This window comes from Sphingomonas sp. Leaf30 (assembly GCF_001422525.1).
Lineage (GTDB): Bacteria > Pseudomonadota > Alphaproteobacteria > Sphingomonadales > Sphingomonadaceae > Sphingomonas > Sphingomonas aerolata.
Genome location: NZ_LMKZ01000001.1, coordinates 1,018,583 through 1,033,237, shown reverse-complemented (window position 1 = coordinate 1,033,237; position 14,655 = coordinate 1,018,583). Strand labels below are relative to the sequence as shown.

The 14,655-nt window shown below is 67.8% G+C and carries 16 protein-coding genes; 3 read left to right on the top strand and 13 right to left on the bottom strand.

The features are described 5' to 3' along the window. Positions 1–109: 109 nt before the first annotated feature. The 9 genes from ASE89_RS04850 to ASE89_RS04810 form a co-directional block, all read right to left on the bottom strand. Positions 110–2,155 carry a M13 family metallopeptidase gene (locus ASE89_RS04850; protein WP_192003044.1) on the bottom strand — a complete coding sequence of 682 codons (2,046 nt, stop codon included), beginning with the start codon at positions 2,153–2,155 and terminating at the stop codon, positions 110–112. 60 nt (positions 2,156–2,215) lie between these two features. Next, entirely contained in the window at positions 2,216–3,715 is a 1,500-nt protein-coding gene (locus tag ASE89_RS04845) for an ABC transporter permease (protein ID WP_056674533.1), read from the bottom strand. Then, positions 3,712–4,659, bottom strand: a complete 948-nt coding sequence (locus tag ASE89_RS04840; protein ID WP_056674531.1) for an ABC transporter ATP-binding protein — start codon at positions 4,657–4,659, stop codon at positions 3,712–3,714. Before ASE89_RS04840 ends, ASE89_RS04845 begins: the two co-directional genes overlap by 4 nt. Positions 4,660–4,675: 16 nt before the next feature. Then, positions 4,676–4,906 (bottom strand): helix-turn-helix domain-containing protein, encoded by a 231-nt coding sequence (locus ASE89_RS04835; protein ID WP_031393448.1) that lies wholly within the window; start codon positions 4,904–4,906, stop codon positions 4,676–4,678. After that, on the bottom strand, positions 4,906–5,427 hold the full coding sequence (locus ASE89_RS04830; RefSeq protein WP_056675356.1) for a DUF2975 domain-containing protein: 522 nt from the start codon (positions 5,425–5,427) through the stop codon (positions 4,906–4,908). The genes ASE89_RS04835 and ASE89_RS04830 overlap by 1 nt, the downstream gene beginning before the upstream one ends. A 201-nt stretch (positions 5,428–5,628) precedes the next feature. Then, a complete protein-coding gene (gene lpdA / locus ASE89_RS04825; protein ID WP_037529779.1) occupies positions 5,629–7,023 on the bottom strand; it encodes a dihydrolipoyl dehydrogenase in 1,395 nt (464 codons plus the stop codon). Positions 7,024–7,044: 21 nt separating this feature from the next. After that, the gene (locus tag ASE89_RS04820; RefSeq protein ID WP_042466532.1) at positions 7,045–7,386 is read right to left on the bottom strand and encodes an acyl-CoA thioesterase; all 342 of its coding nucleotides are present in this window, start codon (positions 7,384–7,386) and stop codon (positions 7,045–7,047) included. Between the two features lie 44 nt (positions 7,387–7,430). Continuing rightward, positions 7,431–7,643 (bottom strand): hypothetical protein, encoded by a 213-nt coding sequence (locus ASE89_RS04815; protein ID WP_031393452.1) that lies wholly within the window; start codon positions 7,641–7,643, stop codon positions 7,431–7,433. Between the two features lie 111 nt (positions 7,644–7,754). Further along, positions 7,755–9,134 (bottom strand): pyruvate dehydrogenase complex dihydrolipoamide acetyltransferase, encoded by a 1,380-nt coding sequence (locus ASE89_RS04810; protein WP_056674529.1) that lies wholly within the window; start codon positions 9,132–9,134, stop codon positions 7,755–7,757. A gap of 134 nt (positions 9,135–9,268) precedes the next feature. On the opposite strand from ASE89_RS04810, the gene ASE89_RS04805 reads away from it, so the two are divergent. Next, complete coding sequence (locus ASE89_RS04805) at positions 9,269–9,724, top strand: universal stress protein (protein ID WP_031394497.1); 456 nt, start codon at positions 9,269–9,271, stop codon at positions 9,722–9,724. A gap of 201 nt (positions 9,725–9,925) precedes the next feature. Beyond that, positions 9,926–11,209, top strand: a complete 1,284-nt coding sequence (locus ASE89_RS04800; RefSeq protein ID WP_056674527.1) for a M20/M25/M40 family metallo-hydrolase — start codon at positions 9,926–9,928, stop codon at positions 11,207–11,209. Positions 11,210–11,212: 3 nt separating this feature from the next. On the opposite strand, the gene ASE89_RS04795 is transcribed toward ASE89_RS04800, so the two are convergent. From ASE89_RS04795 to ASE89_RS04780, 4 genes are all read right to left on the bottom strand, one after another. Beyond that, positions 11,213–12,076 carry an RcnB family protein gene (locus ASE89_RS04795; RefSeq protein ID WP_168427558.1) on the bottom strand — a complete coding sequence of 288 codons (864 nt, stop codon included), beginning with the start codon at positions 12,074–12,076 and terminating at the stop codon, positions 11,213–11,215. 136 nt (positions 12,077–12,212) lie between these two features. Further along, positions 12,213–12,695, bottom strand: a complete 483-nt coding sequence (locus tag ASE89_RS04790) for a GAF domain-containing protein (protein WP_056675353.1) — start codon at positions 12,693–12,695, stop codon at positions 12,213–12,215. Between the two features lie 19 nt (positions 12,696–12,714). Further along, positions 12,715–13,128, bottom strand: a complete 414-nt coding sequence (arfB, locus tag ASE89_RS04785) for an alternative ribosome rescue aminoacyl-tRNA hydrolase ArfB (protein ID WP_056674522.1) — start codon at positions 13,126–13,128, stop codon at positions 12,715–12,717. Next, positions 13,121–13,846 carry an RluA family pseudouridine synthase gene (locus ASE89_RS04780; protein ID WP_056674520.1) on the bottom strand — a complete coding sequence of 242 codons (726 nt, stop codon included), beginning with the start codon at positions 13,844–13,846 and terminating at the stop codon, positions 13,121–13,123. The genes arfB and ASE89_RS04780 overlap by 8 nt, the downstream gene beginning before the upstream one ends. A 46-nt stretch (positions 13,847–13,892) precedes the next feature. Here ASE89_RS04780 and ASE89_RS04775 point away from each other — a divergent pair, with 46 nt between their 5' ends. Further along, positions 13,893–14,648: a M15 family metallopeptidase gene (locus ASE89_RS04775; protein WP_056674518.1), complete on the top strand. Its 756-nt coding sequence runs from the start codon at positions 13,893–13,895 to the stop codon at positions 14,646–14,648. The last annotated feature ends 7 nt before the right edge of the window (positions 14,649–14,655 follow it).

Sequence of the window (14,655 nt, the reverse complement as noted above, 5' to 3'; positions counted from 1 at the left end):
TGGTGCGTGGTGCGTGGTGCGTGGTGCGTGGTGCGTGGTGCGTGGTGCGTGGTGCGTGGTGCGGCAAGAAAATAGGGGGCGTGTGGACGGCCACACGCCCCGCGAAATGTTACCAGATATGGACGCGGTCGCCGGGTGCCAGATACAGCGCGTCACCGGGTTTGACCCCGAACGCCGTATACCAGGCATCGACATTACGGACGATCCCGTTGACGCGGTAGAAGGGCGGCGAGTGCGGATCGGTGAGCAGCCGCGCGCGCGCTGCGCCCTCACGCAGCTTCGCCTGCCACGCCTGCGCGTAAGCAAGGAAGAAGCGCTGGTCGCCGGTCAGCCCGCCGATCACGGGCGCCTTGCCATGCTCCGCCTGGTATTTCTGATACGCGGCATAGGCAGTCTCGACGCCACCCAGATCGCCGATATTCTCGCCCAGCGTCAACGCCCCCTTCACGCGGACACCCGGGATCGGCTCATAGGCATCAAACTGCTTCGACAGCGCGGCGGTGCGCTGCGTGAAGGCGGTGCGAGCAGCCGGCGTCCACCAGTTCTCGAACTTGCCCGTCGCGCTGAACTGGCTGCCCTGGTCGTCGAAACCATGCCCCATCTCATGCCCGATGATCGCGCCGATCGCGCCGTAATTGACCGCCGCATCCGCCTTGGGATCGAAATAGGGTGGCTGCAGGATCGCCGCGGGGAAGGTGATCTGGTTGTTGAGCGGGTCGTAATAGGCGTTCACCGTCTGCGGCGTCATGCCCCACAGCGTACGATCGACGGGCTTGCCGAGCCGCGAGAGGTCGAGCTGATGCTGGAATTCGCCCGCACGCATCGCATTGCCGACCGGATCGCCCCGGACGACGTTGAGCGATGAATAGTCGATATATTTGACCGGATGGCCGATCCGCGGATCGAACGCGGCGAGCTTGGCCAGCGCCTGGGTCTTGGTCGCGCCATCCATCCAGCTGTTCGCGGTGATGCGCTCCTTGTACGCCGCGCGCAGGTTGGCGATCAGCTCGCCCATCTTCGCTTCGCTCTCGGGCGGGTAATGCCGCTTCACATAGACTTCGCCGACGGCCTCACCCATCGTGCCGTTGACCAGCGCGATGCCGCGCTTCCACCGCGCGCGTTGCTCCGGCTGATCGGCCAGCGTCTTGCCGTAAAAATCGAACGTCGCCTGATCGAACGCCTTGGGCAGCGCACCGGCGCTTGCGGAGGCGAGGCGGAACTTCATCCAGTCCTGCCACGTCGACACGGGCGTCGCGGCAAAGATCTTGCCGAGCTCGGTCAGCGCGGTCGAGTTGGTCATGTAGACGACCGGGAATTGGGCATAGCCCGCGGTCGACAGCAGCAGCGGCCAGTCGAAATCGGGCGCCAGCGCCTTGCGGCCCGCCGCGTCCATCGGCTTCAGCATCGCCTGCAGGTCGCGCGACTGGACCGGCGACCACTGGACCTTGGCCATCGCGGTTTCGAGCGCGACGATCCGGTCCGCCCTGGCCGACGCATCCGCCACGCCGGACAGCGTCAGCATCTTCTCGACATAGGCCCGATAGGCCGTGCGGAAGGTGTCGTACTTGGCGCCCTGCTCGAGATAATAGTCGCGGCCGCCCATGCCCAGCGACCCCTGCCCCGCCGCCACCGCGTAGCGCTTCGGATCGGCGGGATCGGGCAGCTGCCCGACCTCGACCGGCGACGCATAGCCGACCGTCGAGAACAGCGTCTGCAGCTTCTGCTTGTCGGTCGCGGCGTCGATCTTCGCGAAATAGGGCTTGAGCGGCGCGGCGCCGGCGCGCTCGATCGCGGCCTCGTCCATGAAGCTTGCATAAAGATCGCCGAATTGCTTGGCCCCGGCGCCGACCGCAGCGGGATCGCGCGCGGCATCGTCGAGGATCGCGCGGACCTGCTGCTCGGCCTGATCCGCCAGGATCACGCTGCCGCCCGCGGACGTGCGATCCGGTGCGATCGCCGTACGCTTGTCCCAGGCGCCATTGGCATGCGTCCAGAAATCGTCACCCGGCTTCACCGCCTTGTCGGCAGCGGTCAGGTCGATCCCGAAGCTGCCATAGCGCGCGCCGCCCGGCGCGCCGGTCTGGGCCAGCCCAGGTGCGGACAGGGCAAGCAGCGCCACCCCCAGCGACAGACGCGAAATACGATTGAACGACATCATAGCTCCTCCAGAAAACCGGGGTTGGATCCCCGAAATGATATGAACGGTACGCATGCGTCAGGCGGGCGTACGCTGCATCAACCGGGCCAGTGCGGCGAGATTGGGCTTCTGCCCCGCATTGAGCAGGCTGGCGCGAAACACACGCGCGAGCAAGACGAACTCGATGCCGATGAACACCGCCAGCAGCACGCCGCTGCCGACGATCTCCATGGTCGAAACCCCGCTGCCGAGCCGCGCGAGCATCGTGAACGGCGTGTAGATCGGGATCCAGGTCAGCACCTTGATCGCGGTCGCGCCGCTGTTCGACAGGACGCCTTGCGCGACGACCGTGAACGGCATCGCGATGACCAGCAGCACGGGCGTCAGATAGCTCTGCGCATCACGCATCGAATCGCTCATCGCGCCGATCGCCAGCAGGATCATCGACACCATCAGATAGCCTGCGAGGAAGAAATACAGCATCACCAGGATGATCCAGGGCGAGGCGAGCGGCGCGAGTGCGACGTGCAGGAACGCACCCACCGCCCCTTGCGTCGCCACCGCGGCACCGGTCGCGCACAGCCCCCAGACCAGGACCATCGTCAGCCCGACCGCGACCGTCCCCGCGAGCTTGCCATAGAGCAACTCATCGGGGCTGATGCAGGCGAGTACCGTCTCGATCAGCTTGTTCGACCGCTCCTCGACCAGCCCCTGCAGGATCCAGTTGCCCGACAACAGCAGCGACATCAGCAGGATATAGGCGCTGAGCAACGGCACCACCGATCGCACCAGCATCCGTTCGCGCCCGCCCCCAGGCGCCGGGGTTGAGACTGCGATCGCCGGGACCAGACTGGTCGCGATACGCGCCTGATCGCGCGCAAGCCCGGTCGACTCGAGATAGGCGGTACGCAGGTCCTGCGTGAGCACGGTCTGCAACGGTTGGACGAAATTCGCGCCAGGCTGCTCGCTCGACCAGAGACGCACATCGGCGGTCTGCACGCCGAAACCGCGCGGAACATAGACTGCATAGTCGAGCGGCTTGGCCGTCTTGTCCCCGAATTCGCCCGGCTGGAGCAGCGGCTTGAGCTGCGCATCGAGTGCGCCGGGCGCCGCGCGCGCAATTGCAGGCGGCGTCGGCAGGACCACGAAATCGGCGTCGGGCGCGTCAAACTTCGGCGTTTCCGAAGTCGTCGCCGGCCGCATCGCCGCCAGCGCGGCAGGCAGGCCGCCCGCCTTGGCGAACGTCGCGACATCGGCGTCGCCGAACAGCCGGTCATGCTGCGCCCACAGCGCGCCCGGATCGGCGCGATCGAGCCCGTAGCGCTGCACGTAGCGCGACAGCGCGGTCAGGATCCGGCGCTGGTGATCGGTATCGAGCCGCGCGCGAATCGCCGCCGCCGCGCGGCCATCGGCATCGATCAGCATGACGCGCTGGGTCTTTTCGGACTGGGTCAGACGGCTCGCGATCGGCCCGACCGCCAGCGCCAGCGGCAGGATCAGCAGCGTCAGCCAGAAGCTGCGCATGCCCGTGATCTGCCGGAACTCGCGCATCGCGACGAGAAGGATATTGTGGGTCATGCTGCATGCTCCGCCATAGCCGGGTCGGCAGGCCCGGGTGGAGGGGTGCCGACAAGATGGAGAAAGACGTCGTGCAGGCTGACGCGGTGCTGGTCGAACCGCCGCAGCGTCACGCCCTGCTCGGTCAGGCATTGCAGTACGTCGGCAGGATCGATCCCCTCGGCCAGCGTCACGTCATAGTCGCGCCAGCCCTGTGCATCGGCCGCGCCGGGCTCCGCGCGCTCGACGCCGGGACACCGCATCGGCGTATCGCGCGCGACGATCGTCAGGCGGGCCGGCAACCGCCCGCGCGCCTCCGCCTGCGTGCCTTCGAACACCTTGCGCCCTTGCGAGAGCAGCAACAGCCGGTCGCACAGCCGCTCGGCATGCTGCATCACATGCGTCGAGAACACCACGGTCGCCCCGCCCCGTGCGGCCTCCAGGATCTCGTGTTCCAGCAGCCCCTGGTTCACCGGGTCGAGACCCGAAAAGGGTTCGTCGAGCAGCAGCAGCTTCGGGCCGTTGACCAGCGTCGCGGCAAGCTGAACCTTCTGCGCCATGCCCTTGGACAGCTTGTCGATCTGCATCTTGGCGGATGCCGCAAGGCCGAACCGGTCGAGCAGCGCATGGCCCTTCTCGCGCGCCGCGGCCGCCGACATGCCCTTCAGTCGCCCGAAATAGGTGACGGTGTCGATCGCGGTCATCCCGCGGTACAGTCCGCGCTCCTCGGGCATGAAGCCCAGATCGGCGGCATTCTCGCGCCCGGGCGGACAGCCGAGGACCGAGATCCGTCCCGCCGTCGGCCGCACGATGTCGAGCACCATGCGCAGCGACGTCGTCTTGCCCGCGCCATTCCCGCCGAGAAAGCCGAAGATCTCCCCCGGCCGTACCGCAAAACTCAGCGCGTCGACCGCGGTCCGCTCCCCAAACCGTTTCGTCACCCCGTCCAGAACTAGTGCGTCCATCGGACCATCCCCCCGTTTAAATTCCGTCTTCGCCCCGTTCATCCTCGTCGACGACCCGCAGCAGGTCGCCCGGCTGGCAGTCGAGCACGCGGCAGATCGCCTCCAGCGTCGTGAAGCGGATCGCCTTGGCCTTGCCCGTCTTCAGGATCGACAGATTGGCGAGCGTGATGCCGACCGCCTCCGACAACTCGGTCAGCGTCATCCGCCGCGCATGCAGCATGGCGTCCAGGCTGACCGCGACCGGCATCAGACCGTCATCGCCAGGTCGTCGCGCATCCGCGCACCGATCCGGAAGACGCGCGCAAGCACGAAGATCATCACGACCGCGATCCACCCGCCCAGCGACGGCGTCCATGAGGTCACGTCGAGCTTGAGCAGCGAGATCCAGCGGACGACCCCGCCAAAGGCGAGATCGAGGCATTGCAGCGCCAGAAGCGCCCAGCCAATCCGCGCGAGCCGCGTGGCATTGTCGTCGACGAACGGATCCCCCGCCTCGACCGTCGCGACGATTCGGAGCAGGTTCGAGAATATCGGATGCAGCGCGACGCCGCCGGCAATGCCGACGAACAGCATCATGCGGATCGCCAGCACCGCCTGGTCCAGATCGAGCATCGCGCCGTATTTATGCGCCAGCCGCGCGCTCAGCATGTCCTGCATCGGCCAGGACAGCAGCAACGCCAGCGCGAACACCGCGGCGCAGACGATATTGAGGACGAGCATCAGCCGAAGCAGCCCCGTCGCCCCCCAAAGAACCCGATCCCTGCTCATCGCCGCCCCCGCCTGCATATTGCAAAACGATATGGGGCCTATCGATAAACGGCAAGTCGATTCATTGGTCCATTTTGGTCGGGACGCTGACCGTCTCGGGGCGACGGCAAAACGGCGCACGATCGGTCTGATCGCGCGCCGCATCGTAAACGGTGCCGCCACCCGCCACGCAGAAGCGGGGGTGACGTCACGCGGTCGGGCTCAGTAGTGGATCGAGCGGCCGTAGGCGCCCAGCACGCTCTCGTGCATCATCTCGCTGAGCGTCGGGTGCGCGAACACCGTCTCCATCAGCTCGGCCTCGGTCGTCTCGAGCTGGCGCGCGACGACATAGCCCTGGATCAGCTCGGTGACTTCCGCGCCGACCATGTGCGCACCGAGCAGCTCCCCGGTCTTCGCGTCGAACACCGTTTTCACGAAGCCCTCGGCCTCGCCGAGCGCGATCGCCTTGCCGTTGCCGATGAACGGGAATTTGCCGACCTTCAGCTCATAGCCGGCTTCCTTGGCCTTCGCCTCGGTCATGCCGACGCTCGCGACCTGCGGGCGCGAATAGGTGCAGCCGGGGATGTTGGCCTTGTCCATCTGGTGCGGCGAACCGCCGGCGATCTTCTCGACCGCGATAATGCCCTCATGGCTAGCCTTGTGCGCAAGCCACGGCGCGCCGGTGACGTCGCCGATCGCCCAGATGCCGTCGACATTGGTGCGGCCATAGCCGTCGGTCTTGATGTGCCCGCGGTCGGTTTCGACACCGAGCGCTTCCAGCCCGATATTCTCGGTGTTGGGGACGATGCCGATCGCGACGATCGCGTGGCTGAACGTCTCCTCGACGACCTTGCCGTCCTTGTGCTTGATCTTCGCGGTGACGCCGCTGCCCGATGGCGCCAGGCCTTCGAGGCCGGTGCCGGTCAGGAGCTTGATGCCCTGCTTCGTCAGCGCCTTGTCCATGAACGCGGAGACTTCCTCGTCCTCGACCGGCAGGATCCGCGGGAGCATCTCGACGATCGTCACGTCGGCGCCCATGTCGTTGTAGAAGCTGGCGAACTCGACACCGATCGCGCCCGATCCGATGACCAGCAGCTTGGTCGGCATCTCGGTCGGCACCATCGCGTGACGATAGGTCCAGATCGTCTTCCCGTCGGCCTTGGCGAACGGCAGGTCGCGCGCGCGCGCGCCGGTCGCGACAATGATGTTCTTGGCCTCAAGCTCGACGGTCTTGTCGCCCTGCTTGACGCTCAGCTTGCCTTTTGCGGTCACGGTGCCGACGCCTTCGACGACGGTCACCTTGTTCTTCTTCATCAGGCCCTTCACGCCCGCATTCAGCTGGCCCGCCACCTTGCGGCTGCGGTCGACGACCTTGGCGAGATCGAAGCCGACATTGTCCGCCTTCAGACCATAGCTCTCGGCATTCTGCATGTAATGATAGATTTCCGACGTGCGCAGCAGCGCCTTGGTCGGGATGCAGCCCCAGTTGAGGCAGATGCCGCCCAGGCGCTCGCGCTCGACGATCGCGACCTTGAGGCCGAGCTGGCTCGCGCGGATTGCCGCGACATAGCCGCCGGGGCCCGAACCAAGGATGACCAGATCATAGGTGTCAGCCACGTGGAGAGTCCTTCAAGTGAATCAGTTGGAAGCGGGCGGCACGGGCCGCGGTTTGCGGTCGTCGCCGACCGCGACGAAGATGAAGCGCGCCTGTGTCACCTTGCAGCTGTCGTTGCTGTGCCGCGCACGGCGCCATGCCTCGACCTCGATCGTCATCGACGTGCGGCCGACCGCGATCAGCTCTGCATAGACCGACACCTCGTCGCCGACGACGACGGGCATGTGGAATTTCATGGCGTCTGCCGCAATGGTCACCGCCCGCCCGCCGCTGCGGCGCGAGGCGACCGAACCGGCAGCCAGATCCATCTGCCCCATCAGCCATCCGCCGAAGATGTCGCCGTAAGGGTTGGCGTCCGCAGGCATCGCGGTGACGCGGATCGTCGGCGCCTTGTCGGGGGGCAGGTCGGTCACGCGTGGCTCCTGCTGGTCTGTCGGTCGAGGATGCGGGCCTGCCGCAGCGGCCCGATTCCCATGATCACGGTCACGACCATCGCAGCCGCCCCGCACCACCAGATCACGTCCTGCCCGAGCGGATAGGACCAGGCCGCCGCCCAGGTGATCGCGACCGCGACGCCGAGCCCGACGAGGATGTGCAGGATCTCGATGAGCGTCCTGGTCATGGCGCGACCCGGCCCGACCCCGTTCGTGCCGAGCGAAGTCGAGGCACATGGGACTCATGCCCTTCGACTTCGCTCAGGGCGAACGGAAGAGGGACCACAGCGGTCACGGTCTTACGCCAGCATGCCCAGCGGGTTCTCGACCAGATGCTTGAACGCCTTCATGAACTGCGCACCGTCCGCGCCGTCGATCGCGCGGTGATCGAAGCTGCCGGTCGCCGACATAACGGTCGCGACGGTAAGCTCGTCGCCGATCACATAGGGACGCTTCTCGCCTGCACCGATCGCGAGGATCATCGCCTGGGGCGGGTTGATGACCGCGTCGAACTGCGTGATGCCGAACATGCCCATGTTGCTGATCGAGGCGGTGCCGCCCTGATATTCCTCGGGCTTCAGCTTGCCGTCGCGTGCGCGGGCGGCGAGGTCCTTCATCTGCGTCGAGATCGACGACAGCGAGGCGGTGTCCGCACCGACGATGATCGGCGTGATCAGACCCGACGGCGTGCTGACCGCAACCGAGATGTCGGCGCGCTGGAAGCTGATCAGCTGGTCGGGCGTGAACATCACGTTGCAGGTCGGGACCTGCATCAGCGCGACGGCCTGCGCCTTGATCAGCAGATCGTTGACCGACAGCTTCACGCCGCGCGCTTCGAGGCTCTTGTTCAGCTCGCCGCGCAGCTTGAGCAGCGCGTCGAGACGCACGTCCACGGTCAGGTAGATGTGCGGAACGGTCTGCTTCGATTCGGTCAGGCGGCGCGCGATCGTCTTGCGCACGTTGCTGAGCTTGGTCGACTCGTGCGGGATATCCGGCACTACGGCAGGCTTGGCCGCGGGTGCTGGCGCGGCAGCGGAGGCGGCCGGTGCGGCGGCTTCGGTCGCGGCGGCAGGTGCGGCCCCGGGCTTCGCGCTGTCGACATCAGCCTTGACGATGCGACCCTTCGGCCCCGAACCCGACACCGAACCAAGGTCGATCCCCTTGTCGGCGGCGAGGCGGCGGGCGAGCGGGCTCGCCTTCACACGGTCACCGCTGGCGGGTTTCGACTGAGGCTTCGATTCGGGCGTGGACGCGGACGCGGCGCCCGCATCGGCGGGACGACCATGATCCTCGGCCGACGTCTCGGTCCGGGCGACGGGCTTGGCCTCGCTGCCGGTGTCGTTGGGATCCTTGGGATCGGGCTTGGCCTCCGATTCCTTGGCCGCGGGGACGGGCGTCTCGCTCTTGGTCGGCGCGGACACCGAGGAGGCATCCTCGCCTTCCTCGGCCAGGATCGCGATGACGGTGCCTACCTTCACATTGTCGGTCGCCTCGGCGACCAGGATCTTGGCGATCACGCCTTCGTCGACCGCTTCGAATTCCATCGTCGCCTTGTCGGTCTCGATCTCGGCCATGATGTCGCCGGACTTCACCGTATCGCCTTCCTTCACCAGCCATTTGGCGAGGGTGCCCTCCTCCATGGTCGGCGACAGGGCAGGCATTTTGATCTCGATCGACATGGAGGTCCCCAGGGCGTTACGTAACGGCATGCCTACTCGCGCCCCCGCCCGCCCGGGTCAACCCCGCGAAGCCGCCTTCCCCTTGCGCGAACCGCATCTGCACGGCACCTAAGCCCGATAAACAGGGGAATATGATGCGTGTCTATCTGGTGGTCATCGACGAGTCGCCCGAGGCGGGTATCGCGCTGCGCTTTGCCGCGCGGCGCGCGGTGAAGACCGGCGGCGGCGTCGAGATCCTCACGCTGATTCCGCCGCAGGAATTCATCGCGTTCGGCGGTGTCCAGGCGACGATCGAGGAGGAGGCGCGGCTCCACGCCGAGGGCCTCGTCGCGGCCGCGGCCGGCACGCTGATCGAGGAATCGGATCTGCGCCCGTCGATCACCGTGCGCGAGGGCGAAGGCCCCAAGATCATCCGCGAGATGATCGCCGCCAACCCCAATATCGCCGCGCTGGTGCTCGGCGCCGCGGCGAGCGGTGCGCCGGGTGCGCTGATCGCGCATTTCTCCGGCACCGATGCGGGTGCGCTGCCCGTGCCAGTCATGATCATCCCGGGGTCGCTGACCAGCGAGGCGATCGACCGGCTGAGCTGACGGCGGCTTCTTGCCGCCCCCCGTCATCCTGACGAAAGTCAGGATCCAGAGCCACAGGCGCCGCCCTCGGAACCCTGGATCCTGACTTTCGTCAGGATGACGGAGGTGGGTGATGACGTCGGCTGGGAATGACGGGCTAAACCAAGCGAATCCAACACTCCCCGCTTGAGCTCCCCGGCCGAAGCCGCCACGGTAACGCCGATGCCGATCCTCGCCCTTCCGCTGCTCGCCGCAGCCGCCGCCGCGCTTCCCGCGCCCTCCGCCACCCGCCTCAAGGCCGATGTGACCGCGATGGTCGGGTTCGGCACGCGCCACACCGCATCGACCACCACAGATCCGAAGCGCGGCATCGGCGCCGCCCGCAACTGGGCCGCGGCGCGCTTCACCGAAATCGGCCGCGCCTGTGGCGGCTGCGTCACCGTCGAGCGGATCGGCCGCACCGTGTCGGGTCCGCGCGCACCGACCGGCGTCTATGTCGAAGACGTGCTGGGCATCCAGAAGGGGCGCGATCCGAATCGCGTCGTGATCGTCGGCGCGCATATTGACAGCCGCGTCACCGACGTCATGAACGTGACGAGCGACGCGCCGGGCGCGAACGACAATGCGTCGGGCGTTGCGCTGGTGCTCGAAGCCGCCCGCGCGCTGTCAAAACGGCAGTTCGACGCGACCATCGTCTATGCGGTGTTCTCGGGTGAGGAACAGGGTCTGTGGGGCGCGGAGCTGCTCGCCGACACCGCCAAGGCGCGCGGCTGGACCGTCACCGCGATGCTCAACAACGACATTGTCGGCAACACGATCGGCCAGGGCGGCGTCCGCATGGCGTCGAGCGTCCGCGTCTTTTCCGAAGGCATTCGCGCATCCGAAGACCTTGCCGCGCAGATCGGTCGTCGCGCGGAGGGTGGCGAGGACGATGGCCCCAGCCGCGCGCTCGCCAAGACGATCGACGGCGTCGCGCGGACGATTCCCGGCGGGCTCGACGTGATGCTCGACCGTCGCCCTGACCGGTTCGGCCGCGGCGGCGATCACGAACCCTTTCTGAAGCTCGGCTATCCCGCGGTGCGCTTCTCGGTCGCGGCGGAGAACTGGGATCGCCAGCATCAGGACCTGCGCACCGAAAACGGCGTCGACTATGGCGACACGATCGCCGGGATGGACTTCCCCTATCTGGCCAAGGTGACCGCGATCAACATCGCCACGCTCGCCCGCCTCGCCGCCGCGCCCGCGGCACCGGGCGACGTGTCGATCGCGGGTGCCCTGTCGCGCGACACCCAGGTCAAATGGGCTGCGGTTCCGGGCGCGGCAGGCTACCGCGTCCGCTGGCGGCGCAACGACACGCAGGACTGGAAGGACGTGCGCGACGTGACCGGCACCGAGACGCTGCTCGCCCAGACTCCGGTCGACGACCATTTCGTCGGCGTGTCCGCACTCGGCGCGGATGGCAGCGAGAGCGTCGTCAGCTTCGCAGGCCGCGAACGCCGCCGCTGAGCGCTATCGCGCCGACCCTAGGGTGCCGCCCCGCGTCCGGCCCCGCGTCCGGCTTGGTCCGCGACGCGGGGTCGTCCGCCGGTAGGTCACGGGTTCGGTGATATATTCGGTCGTCGTCGTGGTCGTCGTGACCGGCACCGACTGGACGGTGACCGTCGTCGTCCCGTCGCCGGGATAGGCGTCGCTGCCGGGATAGCCGCCGCCGGTGGTCGTCACGGTGGTCATCCCGTCGGGCGACACCCATGTCCCGCCACGCTGCTGGACGGGCGGCAATGGCTGGTCGCGATAGGCGGCCCCCGCAAAGTCCGGCGCCGCTTCGACGCGGGTCGTCACATAGGTCCGCCGCGTTACCGGCCGCGGCTGGCGGCGGGCATAGACCCGGTCGTCCGCCCGCCCGTCAAAGCTTTGCACGTCATAGCGCGGGGCGGCATCGCCTCCATTGGCGCCGTCCCAGTCGACCCCGGCACGCGTATCGAAGATCGATCCCCGCGCATCGATCAGCACGGCATCGTCATAATAGCGCGTCCAGCGATAGCCCGGCGGCGGCGGCGCGAGCCCATAGTCGCGCCAGTCGACGATCCCGAACCGCGGCGCGACCCAATAGGCCGGCAGCGCCCAGCCCCGGTACGGCCGACGATAACCGCTCCAGCCGCCCGGCGCGTTCGCCCCGGCCGACCAGCCACCATCGACGCTGCTACCCCGGCGCGGGTCGCGGGACGCGGCGGGCTCCGAGCTTACGCTGACCGCGCTGCGGGTCGGAACAGGATAGGTCGCACCGGGCAGCGATGCCCCGTCCGGACGCCGCTGCGCCTCGGCCGTCGTGCCCGCCACCGACACGATCAGCGCGAGACCAACGATCACCTTCATGCGCATGACATCTTCTCCCCTGACGCACCGCACGCCTCAGGGCCGCGTCCTATGCTGATGCAGGGCGTACCAAAGCCGCCCTGGCACGGCCAGCCGCAACCCGGTCCCGATTCGGAGCAGGCGTCAGGCCCGGGCGTCAGCCGATCCGCGACGCCAGCAACGCGACCAGCGCTTCGCACCCGGCTGCATCCTCGGCATCGAACCGTGCAGGCTCGGGGCTGTCGAGATCGAGCACGCCGATCAACCGCCCGTCGCTGACGACCGGCACGACCAGCTCGGACCGGCTCGCCGCGTCACAAGCGATATGCCCGGGAAACGCATGGACGTCCTCGACCAGCTGGGTCGTCCGCTCCGCCGCCGCGGTGCCGCACACGCCCTTGCCCATCGCGATCCGGATACAGGCGACCTTGCCCTGGAACGGCCCCAGGACCAGCTCGCCCTCGACCGCACGGTAGAAGCCCGCCCAGTTGAGATCGGGCAGATATTCCCAGACCAGCGCAGCCGCATTCGCCATGTTCGCGATCGGATCGCGCTCGTCCATGGTCAGCGCGTCGAGCGCCGCGAGCAGGTCGCGGTACAGATCGGCCTTCGAACCGCCGGAAATATCGAACTGGTACATCATCGCCTCGTGTCTGCGGTTAGTCTTCGCGAACCCGCCCGCGCCCGGCCTTGACCGAACTGCGGACCTTCTTCGTATCCACCCGCCGTGCCTTGGCGGCGCGGGAGGGCTTGGTCTTGACCCGGTGCGCGTCGCGGTGCTGCGCCTGCGCGATCAGTTCGAGCACGCGGTCGCGCGCATCGGCGCGATTGGCCTCCTGCGTGCGAAACCGGCGCGCGGTGATGACCAGCACCCCCGCCGCGGTCATCCGGCTGCCCGCGACCAGCTTCAGCCGGCGATAGGTTTCGGGGGGCAGGCCCAGCGCGAATATGTCGACGCGCAACTGGCACGCGGTCGCCACCTTGTTGACGTTCTGCCCGCCCGGCCCCGAGGCCGCGAGGAACTTCTCCTCGATCGCCCCCTCAAGCAGGGAGGCGTCGATCACGTCAGCCATTATCGGGTTCGGGACGCGGATCCGGCGCGGGTGCGTCCTGCGGGGACGGCGTCGCCTCGACGCCCGGTTCCTCGCCGAAGCCCGCGGTCGCGAACCGTTCTGGCAGCGGCGCGATACCGACGACATCGGCCTTGCCCGGCCGCGGCACGACCAGCCGCTGCGCGTGGAGCATCATCCCCAGGCGATCCTTCTGGCCATAGACCGGATCACCGACGACCGCTGCGCCGAGGCCCAGCGCGGCATGGACGCGGATCTGGTGCGTCCGCCCGGTCTGGGGGATGAATTCGACCAGCGAGCGTCCGTCGCGCGTCGCGAGCACGCGCCAGCCGGTCCGCGCCGCCTTGCCCTTGGCGTCCTCGACCATCCGCCAGCCCTCTTCGGCGCTGCTGATCTTGCCGAGCGGCATGTCGATCGTCCCGGTCTCTTCGGCCGGAACACCGGCGAGCACCGCGAGATAGCGCTTCGAGACCAGGCCCTGCTCGAACGCCTGCTGCAACCGCGCATGCGCCTTGGGATTGCGCGACAGCAACAGGCAGCCGCTCGTGTCGCGATCGAGCCGGTGCACCGGCATCGGCCAGCGCTGGAATCCGAATTTGAGACTTTCGAGATGATTCTCGAGGCTCAGCGAGCCGTCACGAGGGGGATCGACCGGCAGCCCAGCGGGCTTGTCGATGATCAGGGCCTCGCCGTCGAGGAAAAGTACGCGTTCACCATGCATGTGCCGCCCTTGCCAGCATCTGCGCCCGCATGCCAGAGCCCGCACGATGTTGCGTAGCCCCCTAGTTCTTTCATTGCTGCTGATCCCGGCCGCCGCCAACGCGCAACTCTGTGCCGGACAGAACGCGGCGATCGCCGCCGATGGTCGCGCATTCGGGCATCTGCCTTACGGCGACGCCGCCCCGTCCGAGCTCGTCGCCGCCCCGTCGGACTTCGGCGTCCGCCAGACCTGCGTGGTCCGCCGCGACATGCTGCCCGACCTGCTCCGCCTGCTCGCTGCGGCCAAATCGGATCCGGCGGTGATGGGCGAGTTGCGCGGCCTGTCGTGCCAGCGTTCGATCGCGCAGCAGCGCAGCGTGTTCTGCCGCGAGTCGGGGACATCGGCGGCCGAGCGGGCGATCTCGGTCGCGCCGCCGGGCTATAGCGAACATTCGACCGGTTATGTCGTCGACTTCGCCATTCGTCCCGCCAATGGCTGTCGCGATGCCGAGGCGTGCATGGCGGCGACACCCGCCGCGCGCTGGCTGCGCGCGAACGCGACGCGGTTCGGATTCGAACAATCCTTCCCCGGCGGCAACAAGCAGAACGTCAAATGGGAGCCCTGGCACTGGCGCTGGGTCGGCGTGACCGCCGCTGCACCCGGCGCGGCAAAGGCCCGGTTCGTGTTCGCCAGGGCGCGGCGGCTCTATCCCGCCGACCCGGCGATCCTGCCCCCCGCGCCCCCGCCCGTCGTCGCACCCGCGGTGCCGGCCGCGCCCGTCCCGGCGCTTCCGTCCGAAAAGGGCAAACGCCGCAAGCGCTGATCCCCCC

What these genes read in the sequence shown, in the direction of transcription:
- ASE89_RS04830 (WP_056675356.1), bottom strand. Translation starts at nt 5,427, where the DNA reads ATGAGCAGGGATCGGGTTCTTTGGGGGGCGACGGGGCTGCTTCGGCTG.
- ASE89_RS04835 (WP_031393448.1), bottom strand. Translation starts at nt 4,906, where the DNA reads ATGCCGGTCGCGGTCAGCCTGGACGCCATGCTGCATGCGCGGCGGATG.
- ASE89_RS04805 (WP_031394497.1), top strand. Translation starts at nt 9,269, where the DNA reads ATGCGTGTCTATCTGGTGGTCATCGACGAGTCGCCCGAGGCGGGTATC.
- ASE89_RS04775 (WP_056674518.1), top strand. Translation starts at nt 13,893, where the DNA reads ATGTTGCGTAGCCCCCTAGTTCTTTCATTGCTGCTGATCCCGGCCGCC.
- ASE89_RS04840 (WP_056674531.1), bottom strand. Translation starts at nt 4,659, where the DNA reads ATGGACGCACTAGTTCTGGACGGGGTGACGAAACGGTTTGGGGAGCGG.
- ASE89_RS04780 (WP_056674520.1), bottom strand. Translation starts at nt 13,846, where the DNA reads ATGCATGGTGAACGCGTACTTTTCCTCGACGGCGAGGCCCTGATCATC.
- ASE89_RS04815 (WP_031393452.1), bottom strand. Translation starts at nt 7,643, where the DNA reads ATGACCAGGACGCTCATCGAGATCCTGCACATCCTCGTCGGGCTCGGC.
- ASE89_RS04795 (WP_168427558.1), bottom strand. Translation starts at nt 12,076, where the DNA reads ATGAAGGTGATCGTTGGTCTCGCGCTGATCGTGTCGGTGGCGGGCACG.
- ASE89_RS04845 (WP_056674533.1), bottom strand. Translation starts at nt 3,715, where the DNA reads ATGACCCACAATATCCTTCTCGTCGCGATGCGCGAGTTCCGGCAGATC.
- ASE89_RS04810 (WP_056674529.1), bottom strand. Translation starts at nt 9,134, where the DNA reads ATGTCGATCGAGATCAAAATGCCTGCCCTGTCGCCGACCATGGAGGAG.
- arfB (WP_056674522.1), bottom strand. Translation starts at nt 13,128, where the DNA reads ATGGCTGACGTGATCGACGCCTCCCTGCTTGAGGGGGCGATCGAGGAG.
- ASE89_RS04790 (WP_056675353.1), bottom strand. Translation starts at nt 12,695, where the DNA reads ATGTACCAGTTCGATATTTCCGGCGGTTCGAAGGCCGATCTGTACCGC.
- ASE89_RS04820 (WP_042466532.1), bottom strand. Translation starts at nt 7,386, where the DNA reads ATGCCTGCGGACGCCAACCCTTACGGCGACATCTTCGGCGGATGGCTG.
- ASE89_RS04850 (WP_192003044.1), bottom strand. Translation starts at nt 2,155, where the DNA reads ATGTCGTTCAATCGTATTTCGCGTCTGTCGCTGGGGGTGGCGCTGCTT.
- ASE89_RS04800 (WP_056674527.1), top strand. Translation starts at nt 9,926, where the DNA reads ATGCCGATCCTCGCCCTTCCGCTGCTCGCCGCAGCCGCCGCCGCGCTT.